The organism is Streptomyces lasiicapitis (assembly GCF_014646335.1).
Classification (GTDB): Bacteria; Actinomycetota; Actinomycetes; order Streptomycetales; family Streptomycetaceae; genus Streptomyces; species Streptomyces lasiicapitis.
Window position 1 is genome coordinate 322,194 of sequence record NZ_BMNG01000001.1, and the last position, 15,168, is coordinate 337,361.

The window sequence follows — 15,168 nt, forward strand, 5'->3', positions numbered from 1 at the left end:
CGCGGGTCTTCCCTAGGCTCGTAAGGAAGAGAGCCGAGGAGTCCACATGAGCGTCGACCCGAGCGACCCCGAGACCTTCCAGGCCGAAGAGAGCGAGACGGAAGAGAGCGGCCCGGAGACCCCGGAGGCCGACTCAGCGGAACAGCACACCGACCTCGCACCGGAGGAGGACGACTCCCTCAAGGACGCCGACCCGGACGTCGCCAACGAGGCCGACCTGGCCGAGCAGGCCCGCGTGGTGCCCCTCGACGAGGACGACTATCGCTGACCCGGCGTACGCGCCCGGATCGCTGCTGCCCGCGTTCGCCCCATTACGTACGGCTTCCACGGGCATCCAGTCCGTGAAATTCTGCGCTCGCACCGCGCACATCACAGTTACCGAAAAGTACGATGGCGTCGCGGCGCACACCGCAGCACAAGGACGACTTTGGGAGGCGGCGTGACAGCCATCGAGCAGACAGAGGCGGCGCGCCCGCGGGGCACACGCCTGCCGCGCCGTGCCCGACGCAATCAGCTTCTGGGCGCGGCCCAGGAGGTCTTCGTGGCCCAGGGGTACCACGCGGCGGCCATGGACGACATCGCCGAGCGGGCGGGCGTCAGCAAGCCGGTGCTGTACCAGCACTTCCCGGGCAAGCTCGACCTCTATCTCGCGCTGCTCGACCAGCACTGCGAGAACCTCCTCCAGGCGGTCCGCGCGGCCCTCGCGTCGACGTCGGACAACAAACTGCGCGTGGCGGCCACGATGGACGCCTATTTCGGGTACGTCGAGGACGACGGCGGCGCGTTCCGCCTCGTCTTCGAGTCGGACCTGACGAACGAGCCCGCGGTCCGCGAGCGCGTGGACAAGGTCACCCTGGAGTGCGCGGACGCGATCTGCGAGGTCATCGCGGAGGACACCGGCCTGTCCAAGGCCGAGTCGATGCTGCTTGCCTCCGGCCTCGGCGGCCTCGCCCAGGTCGTCGCGCGCTACTGGCTGCACAGCGACGGCGGCGTACCCCGCGAGAAGGCGGTGCAGCTGCTCACCTCACTGGCCTGGCGCGGTATCGCCGGCTTCCCGCTGCACGGCGCCGAAGGTCACTGAGCGCGCCGTGTTCGCTCCTGGCGTGCACGGCCGGAGCCGTTCCCGTCGCCTCTCCGGGCTAATCTGTGCTGGGTACGGCGCGGGCGGCCGCGCACATCACTGACCGTCGGAGGGACAAAGCGTGGAGGTCAAGATCGGCGTGCAGCACGCGCCTCGCGAGATCGTTCTGGAGAGCGGTCAGAGCGTCGAGGAGGTCGAGAGCGCGGTGGCCGACGCCCTCTCGGGCAAGGCCAAGCTGCTGGCTCTGGCGGACGACAAGGGCCGCAAGGTCCTGGTGCCCGCCGACCGCCTCGCGTACGTGGAGATCGGCGAGCCGACCGTGCGCAAGGTGGGCTTCGGCGCGCTGTAGGACCGCGCACGCTCAAGCACAGGGGAACGGCCCGGTGGCGACTGCCACCGGGCCGTTCCGTATGTATGGCCGTACTCGTGAACGCGTGGTGCCGCGCTCCTCAACACACCCCCGGACGCCGGTGCGTGGAGGATTGCGTTCCGACGGGCGGGGGTAAGACCGGCTACGACCGTTTTGCACCTGGCCACGAGGGAGGGAACACACCGTGATCCTCGAAGCGCTCGGCTCCGCACTCATCGGCCTCGCCCTGGCCTGGGCGACGGCCCGCCGTCTGCCCCACCGGCTGCCCGCACGGACGCTGGTGCTCGCGACCGGGACCGGCGGAGCGCTGATCGGAGCGTTCATCACGCACATGGCACTGGGCTCGGGCCACACCCCCGCGACCCTCGTCGGCGCCCTCGCCGTCTCGGCCGCGCTGCAGTCCCTGCTGCTCCGCCCCACCCGCCGCCTGCACCGCCGCCAGGTACCCGCATAGGGCCCCTGGCGGTGGTCCGGGGAAGCCAAGCCCGAGCGCCCCAGAGGGCTAGGCCGCCAGGCCCAGCGCGGCCATCCGCTTGGTGTGCGCCTCGGTGATCCGGGAGAACATCCGCCCGACCTCCGCGAGGTCGAAGCCGTCCGCGACGCCGCCGACCAGCATGGTCGACAGCGCGTCCCGGTCGGCGACCACGCGCTGCGACTGCGACAGCGCCTCGCCCATGAGCCGCCGCGCCCACAGCGCGAGCCGCCCGCCGACCCGCGGATCGGCGTCGATCGCGGCCCGCACCTTCTCCACGGCGAAGCTGGCGTGCCCGGTGTCGTCGAGGACACCGAGGACGAGCTGACGCGTGTCCACGTCGAGCCGCGCCGCGACCTCGCGGTAGAAGTCACTGGCGATCGAGTCGCCGACGTACGCCTTGACCAGGCCCTCGAGCCAGTCGGACGGCGCCGTCTGCTTGTGGAAGCCGTCGAGCGCCTCGACGAACGGCTCCATCGCCTCCGTCGGCTCCTGCCCGACCGCCGCGAGCCGGTCCCGCAACTGCTCGAAGTGGTGGAACTCGGCGGACGCCATCTTCGCCAGCTCCGCCTTGTCGGCGAGCGTCGGCGCCAGCTTCGCGTCCTCCGCGAGCCGCTCGAACGCCGCGAGCTCGCCGTACGCGAGCGCGCCGAGGAGGTCCACGACGGCGGCGCGGTACTGCGGCTCGGCGGAAGCTTTCACCCAGGTCTGTGCGGCGACCCCGGTGGGGGTCTCGGCGCCTTCGGCGGATTCTGCGGATTCGGGAGTTTCGGGGGGCTGCGCGGCGGTGTCAGGCGTCTCCATGAAGCGCACAATAGCCCGCCTGCCGTAGGGCGTAAGGGCCTGGTCAGCCACTGTGACGACCACGACGTGACGAAATCGCCGGACACGCATGCGAGATTCCGGGGTACAGTGGTAATGCGCCCGCCGAATATTCGACGGGCCGCATGAATGAGGATGCCCGGTCGGTGGCCCGATCGGCTCCGACCAGACAGCCCTCCAGGGCGGTGCGCACCGTGCGTACGGCATGCGGAGGGACCCCCTCAGCGGTGTGAGCGCTCGAGCGTCGGCAGTGGTCCCGTGCCACCCGGCTCGCCCGGCTCGTTCCCCATTAGGCGGCCGGCAGTCCCCGGCACGGTCACGACCCCCAGCGTTCGCCTCGCGCCGCGTCTCACAGAAGAGGCATTGCCCTGACTACGACTTTCCGAGAGCTCGGAATCCTTCCCGAGACGGCCGAGGCCCTTGAGGCCGTCGGCATCATCAACCCTTTCCCCATCCAGGAGATGACGCTCCCCGTAGCGCTCTCCGGCACCGACGTCATCGGCCAGGCCAAGACCGGCACCGGCAAGACGCTGGGCTTCGGCCTTCCGCTCCTTGAGCGCGTCGTCGTCCCCGCGGACGTCGAGGCGGGCCGCGCCGAGCCCGAGGCGCTGACCGAGGCGCCGCAGGCCCTCATCGTCGTCCCCACCCGCGAGCTGTGCCAGCAGGTCACCAACGACCTGCTGACCGCCGGCAAGGCGCGCAACGTCCGCGTCCTCGCCATATACGGCGGCCGTGCCTACGAACCGCAGGTCGAGGCGCTCAAGAAGGGCGTCGACGTCGTCGTCGGCACCCCGGGCCGCCTGCTCGACCTGGCCGGACAGCGCAAGCTGAACCTGAAGCACGTCAAGTGCCTCGTCCTCGACGAGGCCGACGAGATGCTCGACCTGGGCTTCCTGCCCGACGTCGAGAAGATCATCAACATGCTTCCGGTGAAGCGTCAGACGATGCTCTTCTCCGCGACGATGCCGGGCGCCGTCATCGGCCTCGCCCGCCGCTACATGTCGCAGCCCACGCACATCCGCGCCACCGCGCCGGACGACGAGGGCCAGACCGTCGCGAACACCGCGCAGTTCGTCTACCGCGCGCACTCCATGGACAAGCCGGAGATGGTCTCCCGCATCCTGCAGGCCGACGGCCGCGGACTCGCGATGATCTTCTGCCGTACGAAGCGGACTGCCGCCGACATCGCCGAGCAGCTCGAGCGCCGCGGCTTCGCGTCCGGCGCCGTGCACGGTGACCTGGGCCAGGGCGCGCGCGAGCAGGCCCTGCGGGCGTTCCGCAACGGCAAGGTCGACGTGCTGGTGTGCACCGACGTCGCCGCCCGCGGCATCGACGTCGAGGGCGTCACGCACGTCATCAACTACCAGTCGCCGGAGGACGAGAAGACGTACCTCCACCGCATCGGCCGCACCGGCCGCGCGGGCGCCAAGGGCATCGCGATCACGCTCGTCGACTGGGACGACATCCCGCGCTGGCAGCTCATCAACAAGGCGCTCGACCTGAAGTTCAACGACCCGGTCGAGACGTACTCCAGCTCCCCGCACCTGTACGAGGAGCTCTCCATCCCGGCCGGTACGAAGGGTGTCCTGCCGCGCGCGGAGCGCACCCGGGCCGGGCTCGACGCCGAAGAGGTCGAGGACCTGGGCGAGACGGGTGGCCGCGGATCTCGCGGGGGCTCGGGTTCGCGTGGGGGCGCGCCGCGTCGTGGCGAGCGTGCCGCCGTCGGCCGCACGCAGGACCGTGACCAGGCGCAGGCCGAGGAGACCGAGCGCCCCGCGCGCACGCCGCGCCGCCGGCGCCGCACGCGCGCGGGTGCTCCGCTCGACGCGTCCGCGGTGACGCAGGACGCTGCCGAGGCCGGGACCGAGGCCGCCGTGGCCGCGTCCACCGGAGCCGCGACCGCCGTCGCCGCGACCGCTGGAGCCGCCACCGCCGTGGCCGAGGCCCCCGCGCCTGCCGCCGCCGAGGAGACGGCGCCGCGTACGCCGCGACGTCGCCGCCGCACCCGTGCGGGTGGCGAGTCGGCCGCGACCACCGCGGTGACCGCTGCCGCGCCGGAGACCGCGAACGCCGAGGAGGCCCCCGTGGCCAAGCCGCGCCGCCGCCGCACCCGCAAGCCCGCGGACTCCGCCGACAGCTAGCCCGACCCACGCACGCACGCCCACCCGCACCCGGAGCACCAGCCCCGGGCACGGGTGGGCGTCGTCGTACCCCCACCGGGACACCCCACAGGTAGGCGTCGCCGCACCCCACACCCGGGGCCCCCGGCCAGCCAGTAGCCTCGACCACATGAGCAGGCCGCCCACCTTCATCCCGCCCGAAGGCACCCTCGCGTACCCACTCCGTACCGCCCGTGGTGAGTTCGCCGTGCTGGACACCCGGCCGACCGGCGAGGTCAGGGGCACCGCCCTGCTGCTTCCCGGGTTCACGGGGAGCAAGGAGGACTTCGTCGCGCTGCTCGAGCCGCTCGCCGCCGCGGGCTATCGGACGGTGTCGGTCGACGGCCGCGGGCAGTACGAATCCGACGGGCCGGATGATGAATCGGCGTACGCCCAGGGTGAGTTGGCGAAGGATGTGCTGGCTCAGGCAACCGCCGTACGTGAGCCCGGCGACGAGCCCCCGCACCTGCTCGGCCACTCCCTCGGCGGCCTGGTCGCCCGCGCCGCAGTCCTCCTCGCGCCGCCCGCCACCTTCGCCTCGCTCACCCTCATGGCCTCAGGCCCGGCCCACGTCACCCCGCCGCAGCAGGCCCGCGCCAAGCTCCTCACGGACGCCGTCGCCGCCCACCCGATGGAGGTGGTGTGGGATGCCATGCAGGCGATGGGGCCTCCCGAGGACGCCGACATCGACGGTGCCGAGCTGCGCGCCCGCTGGCTGCGCAACAATCCGGCCCAACTCATCGCCACCGGCAAGCAGTTGTGCGCCGAGCCGGACCGCGTGGACGAGCTCGCCGCCCTCCCCCTGCCCAAGCACGTCGTCTCCGGCGAACGCGACGACACCTGGCCCGTACCGCTCCTGGACGACATGGCGCGCCGCCTCGGCGCCCGCCGCACCGTGATCACCGGCGCGGAGCACTCCCCCAACACCGACCGCCCGAAGGAAACGGCCCTCGCCCTCGCCGCCTTCTGGGAGTCGGCGCGGCAGGGGGCTCAGTAGCACTGCTGCAAGTGGTCCCAGAAGCCGTCCCGCAGCACCCGCCGCAGGTCCGACTGCCCCCGCAGCGAGTAGTCGAGCAGCCGCTCCGCCTCCACCAGGAGTTCCTGGTCGACCGAGCCCGGCAGGTAGGGATGGCCGGGCAGCAGGCTCACCAGCGCCTCCCGGCCCCGCGCCGAGAGCCACTTCGCGGAGATCTGGGCGCCGACGAAGCGCACGTCGTCCCGTGAGGGCCGGGGCGCGGTCGGCAGGCCCTCGTACGGCACGGCGGGGCGGCGCGTCACGAACGGCTTGAAGAAGTCCGAGTCGAACGTGCGCTGACTGTCGACCTCCCACAGCAGCGGCTCCGCCTGGTTGCGGCCGTCCGGCGCGTCGATGCCCCACAGATGCACCCGCGCGCCGTACCCCTGCGCCGCCTCGACCGCCGACACCAGGTCCTCGTCGCCGCCGATCAGCGCCGCGTCGCTGATGGCGCGGTGCCGCGCCAGGGACTCCAGGTCGGAGCGGATCAGCGAATCGACGCCCTTCTGCTGGTTGTTGGCGTTGAGGTTGCCCAGGCGCACCTTGACGTCCGGGAGCTCCGCGATCGTCTGCTGCTCCGAGGTATGGATGCGGCGCCGGGCGCCGTCGTACCAGTACACACGCAGCAGACGGCTGTCCGCGAAGATCGTGCGCGCCTTGTCGATCAGCGCCTCGATCAGCCCTTCGGCGTCGAGGTCGAAGGCGCGCCGGTCCTCGGTGCCCGCCGCGAGGCGCCCCGCGGCCGCGTACAGATAGCCGGCGTCGACGAAGATCGCGTGGGTGGACGGGGTCTTCGCCACCTCGGCGAGCATCCGCTCCAGCAGTCCGTTGGTGCGTGCGAGGCGAGCGCTGATCTCACCGGTCTCGTCAATGGTCTCGTCCATGTCCATACGGAACGCATTGTCCCGTCCGTCACTCGGCGGGCACAACCGGTGGCTGTCACTCAGCGAACACAACCAGCCGCGATACAGTCACGAAACAAGGCGTTCATTAGCCTCGCGAAAATTTTCTTTAGCGTAGGGAATGTTTCAACGAGTCAAGCCGTTGGACCTGTATGTAGCAAGCAGAAAGCAGTTCTCCTCAGGAGGATCACCAGACGAAGGGAGAAGCCCATGCGCTTCGAAATCATGCGACTCGACGACGTCGACGGCACCGCCGTGGACACGACCGTCGTGGACGCCGCCTCCGTCAACCGGATCGTGCAGAAAGCCGCCGCCATAGGGCAGCGCCTCTACATCCGTCCGGCCGACGCCTCGGCCTCATAACGGCGCCGAACGGCCTCATCACACACTTCAGAGCCCTGTACGCCACCGGTGGATCCGGTGCCGTACAGGGCTCTGTACGTTGTCGGGGTCACCCGGGCGGCTCAACCGCCCCGGATCACCTGCGTGACGCCGTTGATGATCTGCTGCACCGCGATCGCCGACAGCATCATCCCGGCGAGCCGCGTCACGAGCACCACTCCGCCGTCCTTGATGACACGGATGATCAGCAGCGAGAAGCGCATCGCCAGGAACAGCACGACGTGGATGGCCAGGATCGCCACCCACACCGAGACCTGCTCCATGCCCTTGGCGTGCTGCACGGCGAGGATGACCTGCACGATCGCGCCCGGCCCCGCGAGCAGCGGCATGCCGAGCGGCACCAGGGCGACGTTCACGTCCTTGGTCTGCTGCGGCTCGTCGTTCTTGCCGGTGAGCAGGTCGAGGGCGACGAGGAGCAACAGCAGACCTCCCGCGATCATCAACGCCTGCGTGGAGACGTGCAGATAGTCGAGGATCTGCTGGCCGACGATGCCGAAGACGGTGATGACCCCGAAGGCCACGCACACCGCCTGGAAGGCCATTTTCTTCTGGACCTTGGCGGGCCGGCCCGCGGTGAGTCCGAGGAAGATCGGCGTGACCCCAGGGGGGTCCATGATGACAAAAAGGGTGAGAAAGAGGGATCCGAAGACGGCGACGTCGAACACAGTGATGGCCTTGCAGAAGAGGGTCGTACAGAGAGCGGAGTACGTCCACGGCCGTGAGGTACGGCAGTGGAGTACGGACAACAGACAGCGGACGGTGGCGCGTTACGCGGCCGGGCCTCCGCCCGCGCCGGGAACCGGGAAGGCTCCCGTGGCCCGGCGGGTGATCTCGCCGTAGATCTCGGGGTCGGTGGTGTACTCGCCGAGCACGCACGTCTTGCGGGTGCCGTGGTAGTCGCTCGACCCGGTGACGAGCAGGCCCAGGTCGGCGGCGAGGGCGCGCAGGCGGGGGCCGGACTCGGGTGCGTACGCGAGCTGTTCCGGGTGGTCGACCTCGATGCCGTCGAGGCCCGCGGCGGCGAGTTCGGCTATCGCCGACTCGGGCACGGTGCGGCCGCGCTGGGCGGCGGCCGGGTGCGCGAAGACGGTGACGCCGCCCGCGGCCTTGACCAGGCGGATCGCGTCGAAGGGGTCCAGTTCGTGCTTCTCGGCGTAGGCGCGGCCGCCGTCGGCGAGCCAGTCGGGCGTGAAGGCGTCCGACACCGTCGGTACGACGCCGAGCTCGACCATCGCCTCCGCGACGTGCGGGCGGCCGACCGAGCCGTCGCCCGCGATGCGCGCGACCTGCTCCCAGGTGACGGGCACGCCGAGCTCCTGGAGCTTGCCGACCATCGCCTTGGCGCGCGGCACGCGGTCGTCGCGGACGAGCTCGCGCTCACGGGCGAGGTCCGGCTCTTCGGGGTCGAAGAGGTACGCCAGCATGTGCATCCCCACGCCGTCGAGGCGGCAGGACAGCTCGGCGCCGGTGACGAGGGTGAGCCCGGAGGGCAGCGCGGTGATCGCCTCCGCGTGGCCGCGGGTGGTGTCGTGGTCGGTCAGCGCGACCACGTCCAGGCCGGCGGCGGCCGCCGCGCGGACCAGGTCCGCGGGGGTGTCCGTGCCGTCGGAGGCGGTGGAGTGGGTGTGCAGATCAATTCGCACGCAGGGCTCCACGCTTCTCGGGACGGACGGGGTACCCCCCAAGAATAACGGCCCGCACCCCGTGCCCCGCCTCCCTCCTGGGGCTCCGCCCCAGACCCCACTCCTCAAACGCCGGAGGGGCTGTCTCCCCCATCAGCCCGCGCCACCGCTCCCCGTCTGGGGCTCCGCCCCTCTCCCCCTTTTCGGCGCTCCGCGCCTCGCCCTCAAACGCCGGGCAGGCTAAACCCTGCCGGTGCGACTGGATGTCTTAGCCCGTCCGGCGTTTGAGGACGAGCCGCGAAGCGGCGATTGCGGGGTCCAGGGGCGGCAGCCCCTGGTTACGGGAAGGGGTGGGACTGGGGCGCCCCGCGAGGACCCGCACCCGCCCCCTACGGCATCAGCAGCCGCGGCGACAGCGCCCCGCAAGGCACCAGGTCGACCTCCGCGCCCGCGTCCCGCAAATCCGTGAGGACGAGCTCGTCGTACATGAGGAGCCCCGACTGCTCGGGCCAGGCGATCGCCCACAGCCACAGCCCACGAGCCTCACCCGCGAACACGGCCCGGTCGTCCGGCGCCCCCGGCACATGCCACATGGCAGTGGGCCGCCCGGCCGCAAGGACCTTGGCCTGGGCAGGCTTGCCGGCACTCATGGAGGGCCCAGGGTCGGGCCCGTCGATCCCGGCGTACCGCGCACCAAGGCCAATGCCCAACTCCTCGGCGACGAGGACGAGTTCACCGACACCCCCGAGCGGGGCGGGCCCCGAGCACGCCACGGCGGTGGCACGCCCACCACTGCGGTCGTCACCGGCGCAGGCCACCCCGGTGAAGAGCCACCCGACGGGCAGCGGCCACGGCATCCACACGGGCACCTGGGCCCGGTGCACCACGACCTGGAGCGCCTCGACGCTGGGCGGGATCACGGGCTGAAGCGGGTGCACCGTCCCGTGCACACCGCACTGCCAGGAGTCGGCGAAGAGACCGGGAGCCCTGACCCGGCCACCACACTTCGGGCAACTGGGTTCGCCCCTCATAGCGCCCAACGGTCCTCCCCACTCGGCCCCCCGTCAAGGACGATCACCCGTCCGGAGGCCGCCTCCTCTCCGCTCCCCCGCCTCTCCCCACGTACCCACCACCAGGCAAAACTAGATGTAGCTTGCATTAATTAGCTCATCTAACTTATTGTGTGTATACGTCAACGATCTGCCCCGGGAAGCGCCCGGAAGACACGCATGAAGGAGCGGCGGATGACCACCCACACGCGAGGAGAGACGGCAGAGCCCGCCGAAGGCGACCCATTCGACGCCGGCGCGGGCGGCCTGCTGCGGCAGCCGAAGGCGGTGTGGGCCACGGCGGGCGCGTCGGTCGTGGCGTTCATGGGCATCGGCCTGGTCGACCCGATCCTGCCGTCCATCGCCCAGGGACTTCAGGCCACGCCCAGCCAGGTCTCGCTCCTGTTCACCTCGTACTTCCTGATCACCGCCGTCGCCATGCTGGTCACCGGCTTCGTCTCCAGCCGCATCGGCGGCAAGAAGACGCTGCTCGCCGGGCTGGCGCTTGTGATCGTGTTCGCCGCCCTCGCCGGTACGTCGGGGTCGGTCGGCGAACTCGTCGGGTTCCGGGCCGGCTGGGGCCTCGGCAACGCGCTGTTCGTGTCGACCGCGCTCGCCGTCATCGTGGGCGCGGCAGCGGGCGGCAGCGCGGCGGCGATCCTGCTGTACGAGTCCGCGCTCGGGCTCGGCATGGCCTGCGGGCCGCTGCTCGGCGCCCTCCTCGGCGACGCGAGCTGGCGCTACCCGTTCTTCGGCACCGCGGCCCTGATGGCCGTCGGCTTCCTGTGCGTCACGGTGTTCCTGAAGGAGCAGCCCAAGCCCGCGCGCAAGACGTCACTGCTCGACCCCATCAAGGCCCTCGGCCACGGCGGCCTCGCCTCGGCGGCCGCGTCGGCGTTCTTCTACAACTACACGTTCTTCACGGTCCTGGCCTTCACGCCGTTCGTCCTGAACATGACCCCGTACAAGTCGGGTGCGGTGTTCTTCGCCTGGGGCGTGCTGCTCGCGGTGTTCTCGGTGCTCGTCGCGCCCCGGCTCCAGCGGCGGTTCGGCTCGCTGAAGGTGCTCGGCGGTTCGCTGGTGCTGCTCGCCGCGGACGTACTCGTGCTGGGGTACGGCAGCCACACCGCCGCCGTCGTCTGCACCATCCTGTCCGGCGCCTTCATCGGTGTGAACAACACCGTCTACACGGAGCTCGCGCTCGGCGTCTCGGACGCACCGCGGCCCGTGGCGAGCGCCGGCTACAACTTCGTACGCTGGTTCGCCGCCGCGGCGGCCCCCTACTTCGCGCCGAAGATCGAGGAGTGGAGCGACATCCACATCCCGTTCGTGGTCGCGGCCGTCACGGCGGTGCTGGGCGCGGTGGTGGTGTGGGTGCGCCGGAGCGCACTCACTCACGAGGCCGAGGAATTGGAGACCCGGCACGCGACGGAGGACAGCGTGACCGTGTTCGCCGGCTGACGCCAACTCGCTCCGACGAGGCGGACGTTCAGTCCAACGCCACGGACTTGCGCAGTGGATCGCGCAGGTCCGTGCCGCCGTTCAGCCAGCGTTCCTGGAGCGCGGCCGCGCCGTGCACCCGCTTCCACGCCGCCTCGTTGGGCGTCATCGGGAGCAGCGGCAGGAACTGGACGGGGTCCATGGGCGCGTCCAGGTCCAGGTCCTCGACGAGGCCGCCCGGCTCGGCGACCAGGACCGAGGTGAACGGTGCGCCGGGCCACAGCGGCTCGCCCACGTCCAGGGAGGCGCCCGGCGCGACCACGAGCCCCTCCACCTGCGGGGAGGCGGCGAGCACGGCCAGCGGGCGCAGCACCTTGTCGGTGTCGACGAGCCCGCCGCGTACGGAGAGGACGAGCTCCGCGCGCGGGCCCTGCACCGGGTCGGCGAGCACGGCCGTGGGGTCGGTCATCGGGCGGGCGGACATGCCGAGCGTGGCGTACCGCACGACGTCCCCGTCCGTGAAGCGCAGCACTTCGACGCGGTCGGTACCGAGGAACGTCACCGCCGCGCGCGCGTCCGGTTCCCCCAGGCCACCGTGGAGCCGGGCCTCGACCAGAGCAAGAACATCAGCCATGACGCGAGCATAGAACTCGTCAGTGATGGGTAAAGGTGGGGGTTTGACGCACCAGTCGGCTGATACTGTTGGCCGCTGGCCCGGGCAGCACGCAGAAGCGTCGCCTTCAAGCCCGGACGCAGGAGACGGCGCCTAGTCGCGCCTGGGACTTCCCCTACGGGGGACCGGCCGGAGGAGGTGGGGCTGCAGTGGATCGAAGTCGACCGTGCAGTACCACTCGCTCTTCCGCCCGCTGAATACCCCGCAGCAGCGTCGCTGCGGCTCTTCGCACGGCTTCTGGGTACGTCGCCTTCGTAACCGGCGTGTGCCGTGCGAGACGGAAGAGCACCGCGTTTCACCTGATCTGCATCAGTAGCGTTGCTGCCACCGCGACAGTGCGGTGCTCCCCGCTTTGAGGACGTGCCAGAACCCGCAGCAGGACGTCCCCATTCCGGGCAGTTCCACCCGTCGCAGGCGGCCCTTTCGTCGAAGGAGCCTGCCCATGTCGATGATCCGCGACCTGCGTGACGCCGTCCGCCCGCCCCTGCGCAAGGACAGCACCTCCTCCAGTTCGTACTCGTACGACACGACCCGCGACCCCAGCGCCGCATCCGCCGTCGTCGACTGCGCCGTCTACCGCGACGGTCGCCGCGTCGCCTGCGACGACACCCTCACGCCGCACGAGGCGATGCTCCAGGTGCGCCGTGACGGCGGCTTCGCGTGGATCGGCCTGCACGAGCCGACGGAGGCCGAGTTCGCCGGGATCGCCGCCGAGTTCGGCCTTCACCCGCTCGCCGTCGAGGACGCCGTGCACGCCCACCAGCGGCCCAAGCTGGAGCGCTACGACGACACGCTGTTCACGGTCTTCAAGACCATCCACTACGTGGAGCACGCCGAACTCACCGCCACCAGCGAGGTCGTCGAGACCGGCGAGGTCATGTGCTTCACCGGGCGGGACTTCTTCATCACCGTGCGGCACGGCGGCCACGGGTCGCTGCGCGCGCTGCGGCGGCGCCTCCAGGAGGAGCCTGAGCTGCTCGCCAAGGGCCCCTCGTCGGTCCTGCACACCATCGCCGACCACGTCGTCGACGGTTATCTCGCGGTCGCCGACGCCATGCAGGTCGACATCGACGACGTCGAGAACGAGGTGTTCGCGGCCACCGGCAAGGGCGGCTCGCGGGGCGTCGACGCCGGGCGGATCTACCAGCTCAAGCGCGAGGTGCTTGAGTTCAAGCGCGCGGTGCAGCCGCTGTTCCGGCCCATGCAGCTGCTCAGCGAGCGGCCGATGCGGCTCGTCGACCCCGACATCCAGAAGTACTTCCGCGACGTCGCCGACCACCTCGCGCGCGTCCAGGAACAGGTCATCGGCTTCGACGAACTGCTCAACTCGATCCTCCAGGCCAACCTCGCGCAGGCCGCCGTCGCGCAGAACGAGGACATGCGCAAGATCACGTCCTGGGCAGCGATCATCGCCGTGCCGACGGCCGTGTGCGGTGTCTACGGCATGAACTTCGACCACATGCCGGAACTGCACTGGCGCTTCGGCTACCCGATGGTGCTCGGCTTCATCGGCGTCGTCTGCTACTCGATCCACCGCACCTTGAAGCGCAACGGCTGGCTGTGAGCCTTGGGCGCCGCATCGCGCTGCGCGCTCGTCCTCAATCGCCGGACGGGCTATGAAATGCCCCTCCGGCGCCTGAGGGCTGGGTCGCTAAGCTGCTCCGCATGACTGCTGACGCGCTTTTTGACCGCGCCCTCGTCGAGGAGGCCACGAAGAAGTCGGGCCTCATCTGGGTGCGCGGCACCGGCCCCGTGCGCGCGCTGTGGCACGTCTGGATCGACGGCGCGGCCCACATCGTCGGCGACGGCCCCGGCGAGCAGCCGCTGCCCGACCTCGTCGACGGCGCGAGCGCCGAAGTGACCGTGCGCAGCAAGGACAAGGGCGGCCGCGTCATCGCCTGGACGGCGGCGGTGACGGAGCTCGCGCCGCGCTCCGAGGCCTGGGAGGCGGCCGTCGCCGAACTCAAGGGCAAGCGCCTGAACGCGCCCGACGGCGAGCGGATGGTGGACCGCTGGGCCGAGGAGTGCCGCGTGCTGCGGCTGACGCCGGGCGAGGCGCGTACGGATCTGCCGGACGGGTCCCTTGCGGCGGCCCCGCTGCCGACCACGGCGACGACCCGTCAGCCGATCCCGGCGGGGCTGCCGCGGTTGCTGCTCGGGCGCAAGAAGAAGCCGAAGCGCTAGGCGCGCCGCCGACGCCCTAGGAGTTCGGCAGCTGCTTCCCGTAGTCCACCGTCTCGTCCTTGCCCGGCTCCTCCAGCGGGAAGTCCTTGCCCCACTCGGTGAGCCGCAGGGTGCCCGCGTCGCCCGCGCGCTGGAGTCGCAGCGGGTAGGGCTTGCCCTCCAGGGACACCTCCAGGGTGCCGCCCGCGCCCTCGTCGCCGGCGATCTTGATGACGCGCCCGGCGGCCGATTCGGCCCGGTCGCCCTTGGACAGCGCGCCGTGCAGCGTGAGCGTGCCGTCGAGCAGCACGTCCTTGTCCGTGAAGCCGCTGAGCTGCTGGTACGAAGGGTCGCCCGCGGGCACCTTCACGTACTTGCCGTCGAGCTTCGCCGCCGCGGAATCGTCCGCCGGGGAGCCGCCGCCCTGCCCGCCGGACTCGTCCTGGTGCGTCCAGAAGCCCGAGTCGGCCTTCAGGTACAGGTGCTCGCCGACGCGCAGCAGCCGGAACGTTCCACCCTTGGACGTGACCTCGCCCGTGCCGCCCGCGCCCTTGAGGCGCATGTCGAGCTTGTACGTCTGGCCCTTGCTGACGAGCGTGCCGGACAGGCGGACCGCGGTGGCGCCCTTGGCGGCAGCCCGCGTCTTGCTCTGGATCTTCGTCGCCGACAGCTTGGCCACGCCGTTCGTGCCCGCGTCCGGGTCCTCGCCCCCGCCGCCGCATCCCGTCAGGCCCGCGCCGCCCACCACGATCCCCGCGCACACCGTCGTCACAAGGACGGTCCTTCGGGTACGGCGGGCCTGTCGCATCGCAGTCACAGGTGGCGCTGCCTCTCGTGCGGACGTCCTCTACGGCTTGCTCCACTGCCCCGGCCGTGGCACGCCACGGGGCCTGGCGTACCGCAGCGTACCGGTGCGGCGGACGTGCCTCGGAGCCAGTCCGTCCGGACGTCCCACCAGGCCGGATGCGTCCGGTACGGGCTAGCCTGAAGCCCGTACG

The 15,168-nt window shown here is 71.1% G+C and carries 17 protein-coding genes; 10 read left to right on the forward strand and 7 right to left on the reverse strand.

Annotated elements, in window-relative coordinates; all coding sequences use genetic code 11:
* Nucleotides 1-46: 46 nt before the first annotated feature.
* The 4 genes from IEY91_RS01435 (at nt 47) to IEY91_RS01450 (ending at nt 1,905) form a co-directional block, all read left to right on the forward strand.
* Nucleotides 47-268 (forward strand): Rv3202a family protein, encoded by a 222-nt coding sequence (locus IEY91_RS01435; RefSeq protein ID WP_164320944.1) that lies wholly within the window; start codon nt 47-49, stop codon nt 266-268.
* 171 nt (nt 269-439) lie between these two features.
* A complete protein-coding gene (locus tag IEY91_RS01440; protein WP_164320946.1) occupies nt 440-1,081 on the forward strand; it encodes a TetR/AcrR family transcriptional regulator in 642 nt (213 codons plus the stop codon).
* 121 nt (nt 1,082-1,202) lie between these two features.
* Entirely contained in the window at nt 1,203-1,430 is a 228-nt protein-coding gene (locus IEY91_RS01445) for a DUF3107 domain-containing protein (RefSeq protein ID WP_164320948.1), read from the forward strand.
* Nucleotides 1,431-1,635: 205 nt separating this feature from the next.
* Nucleotides 1,636-1,905 carry a hypothetical protein gene (locus tag IEY91_RS01450; RefSeq protein ID WP_164320950.1) on the forward strand — a complete coding sequence of 90 codons (270 nt, stop codon included), beginning with the start codon at nt 1,636-1,638 and terminating at the stop codon, nt 1,903-1,905.
* A gap of 48 nt (nt 1,906-1,953) precedes the next feature.
* Here the strand turns inward: IEY91_RS01450 and IEY91_RS01455 are convergent, their stop codons facing one another.
* Nucleotides 1,954-2,736, reverse strand: coding sequence for a ferritin-like fold-containing protein (locus IEY91_RS01455; protein WP_373287879.1), 783 nt, complete (start codon nt 2,734-2,736; stop codon nt 1,954-1,956).
* A 470-nt stretch (nt 2,737-3,206) separates the two neighbouring features.
* Here IEY91_RS01455 and IEY91_RS01460 point away from each other — a divergent pair, with 470 nt between their 5' ends.
* Nucleotides 3,207-4,886 (forward strand): DEAD/DEAH box helicase, encoded by a 1,680-nt coding sequence (locus IEY91_RS01460; protein WP_189172508.1) that lies wholly within the window; start codon nt 3,207-3,209, stop codon nt 4,884-4,886.
* Between the two features lie 148 nt (nt 4,887-5,034).
* A complete protein-coding gene (locus tag IEY91_RS01465) occupies nt 5,035-5,901 on the forward strand; it encodes an alpha/beta fold hydrolase (RefSeq protein ID WP_164320956.1) in 867 nt (288 codons plus the stop codon).
* On the opposite strand, the gene IEY91_RS01470 is transcribed toward IEY91_RS01465, so the two are convergent.
* Nucleotides 5,895-6,809 (reverse strand): NYN domain-containing protein, encoded by a 915-nt coding sequence (locus IEY91_RS01470; RefSeq protein ID WP_189172509.1) that lies wholly within the window; start codon nt 6,807-6,809, stop codon nt 5,895-5,897. The genes IEY91_RS01465 and IEY91_RS01470 overlap by 7 nt on opposite strands.
* Before the next feature lie 222 nt (nt 6,810-7,031).
* On the opposite strand from IEY91_RS01470, the gene IEY91_RS01475 reads away from it, so the two are divergent.
* Nucleotides 7,032-7,184, forward strand: a complete 153-nt coding sequence (locus IEY91_RS01475) for a DUF8834 family protein (protein ID WP_189172510.1) — start codon at nt 7,032-7,034, stop codon at nt 7,182-7,184.
* Between the two features lie 101 nt (nt 7,185-7,285).
* Here the strand turns inward: IEY91_RS01475 and IEY91_RS01480 are convergent, their stop codons facing one another.
* The 3 genes from IEY91_RS01480 to IEY91_RS01490 all read right to left on the reverse strand — a co-directional run bounded on the left by IEY91_RS01480 (nt 7,286) and on the right by IEY91_RS01490 (nt 9,876).
* Nucleotides 7,286-7,888, reverse strand: a complete 603-nt coding sequence (locus tag IEY91_RS01480; protein ID WP_164328199.1) for a MarC family protein — start codon at nt 7,886-7,888, stop codon at nt 7,286-7,288.
* Between the two features lie 102 nt (nt 7,889-7,990).
* Nucleotides 7,991-8,866, reverse strand: coding sequence for a PHP domain-containing protein (locus tag IEY91_RS01485; protein ID WP_189172511.1), 876 nt, complete (start codon nt 8,864-8,866; stop codon nt 7,991-7,993).
* Between the two features lie 368 nt (nt 8,867-9,234).
* On the reverse strand, nt 9,235-9,876 hold the full coding sequence (locus tag IEY91_RS01490) for a DUF6758 family protein (protein ID WP_189172512.1): 642 nt from the start codon (nt 9,874-9,876) through the stop codon (nt 9,235-9,237).
* Nucleotides 9,877-10,089: 213 nt separating this feature from the next.
* Here IEY91_RS01490 and IEY91_RS01495 point away from each other — a divergent pair, with 213 nt between their 5' ends.
* Nucleotides 10,090-11,355, forward strand: coding sequence for an MFS transporter (locus tag IEY91_RS01495; protein ID WP_164320964.1), 1,266 nt, complete (start codon nt 10,090-10,092; stop codon nt 11,353-11,355).
* 28 nt (nt 11,356-11,383) lie between these two features.
* Here the strand turns inward: IEY91_RS01495 and IEY91_RS01500 are convergent, their stop codons facing one another.
* Nucleotides 11,384-11,968 (reverse strand): suppressor of fused domain protein, encoded by a 585-nt coding sequence (locus tag IEY91_RS01500; protein ID WP_189172513.1) that lies wholly within the window; start codon nt 11,966-11,968, stop codon nt 11,384-11,386.
* Nucleotides 11,969-12,449: 481 nt separating this feature from the next.
* On the opposite strand from IEY91_RS01500, the gene IEY91_RS01505 reads away from it, so the two are divergent.
* Both IEY91_RS01505 and IEY91_RS01510 read left to right on the forward strand, forming a co-directional pair.
* Nucleotides 12,450-13,571 (forward strand): magnesium and cobalt transport protein CorA, encoded by a 1,122-nt coding sequence (locus tag IEY91_RS01505; protein ID WP_164320968.1) that lies wholly within the window; start codon nt 12,450-12,452, stop codon nt 13,569-13,571.
* A gap of 101 nt (nt 13,572-13,672) precedes the next feature.
* On the forward strand, nt 13,673-14,191 hold the full coding sequence (locus tag IEY91_RS01510) for a hypothetical protein (protein ID WP_189172514.1): 519 nt from the start codon (nt 13,673-13,675) through the stop codon (nt 14,189-14,191).
* Nucleotides 14,192-14,207: 16 nt separating this feature from the next.
* Here IEY91_RS01510 and IEY91_RS01515 read toward each other — a convergent pair whose 3' ends face one another.
* The gene (locus IEY91_RS01515) at nt 14,208-14,978 is read right to left on the reverse strand and encodes a hypothetical protein (protein WP_189172771.1); all 771 of its coding nucleotides are present in this window, start codon (nt 14,976-14,978) and stop codon (nt 14,208-14,210) included.
* Nucleotides 14,979-15,168 lie beyond the last annotated feature (190 nt).

Bases quoted from the DNA above. Each gene is read 5' to 3' on its own strand.
- IEY91_RS01435 (WP_164320944.1), top strand. From the start codon at position 47: ATGAGCGTCGACCCGAGCGACCCCGAGACCTTCCAGGCCGAAGAGAGC.
- IEY91_RS01460 (WP_189172508.1), top strand. From the start codon at position 3,207: ATGACGCTCCCCGTAGCGCTCTCCGGCACCGACGTCATCGGCCAGGCC.
- IEY91_RS01465 (WP_164320956.1), top strand. From the start codon at position 5,035: ATGAGCAGGCCGCCCACCTTCATCCCGCCCGAAGGCACCCTCGCGTAC.
- IEY91_RS01470 (WP_189172509.1), bottom strand. From the start codon at position 6,809: ATGGACATGGACGAGACCATTGACGAGACCGGTGAGATCAGCGCTCGC.
- IEY91_RS01475 (WP_189172510.1), top strand. From the start codon at position 7,032: ATGCGCTTCGAAATCATGCGACTCGACGACGTCGACGGCACCGCCGTG.
- IEY91_RS01490 (WP_189172512.1), bottom strand. From the start codon at position 9,876: ATGAGGGGCGAACCCAGTTGCCCGAAGTGTGGTGGCCGGGTCAGGGCT.
- IEY91_RS01495 (WP_164320964.1), top strand. From the start codon at position 10,090: ATGACCACCCACACGCGAGGAGAGACGGCAGAGCCCGCCGAAGGCGAC.
- IEY91_RS01500 (WP_189172513.1), bottom strand. From the start codon at position 11,968: ATGGCTGATGTTCTTGCTCTGGTCGAGGCCCGGCTCCACGGTGGCCTG.
- IEY91_RS01505 (WP_164320968.1), top strand. From the start codon at position 12,450: ATGTCGATGATCCGCGACCTGCGTGACGCCGTCCGCCCGCCCCTGCGC.
- IEY91_RS01510 (WP_189172514.1), top strand. From the start codon at position 13,673: ATGACTGCTGACGCGCTTTTTGACCGCGCCCTCGTCGAGGAGGCCACG.
- IEY91_RS01515 (WP_189172771.1), bottom strand. From the start codon at position 14,978: ATGCGACAGGCCCGCCGTACCCGAAGGACCGTCCTTGTGACGACGGTG.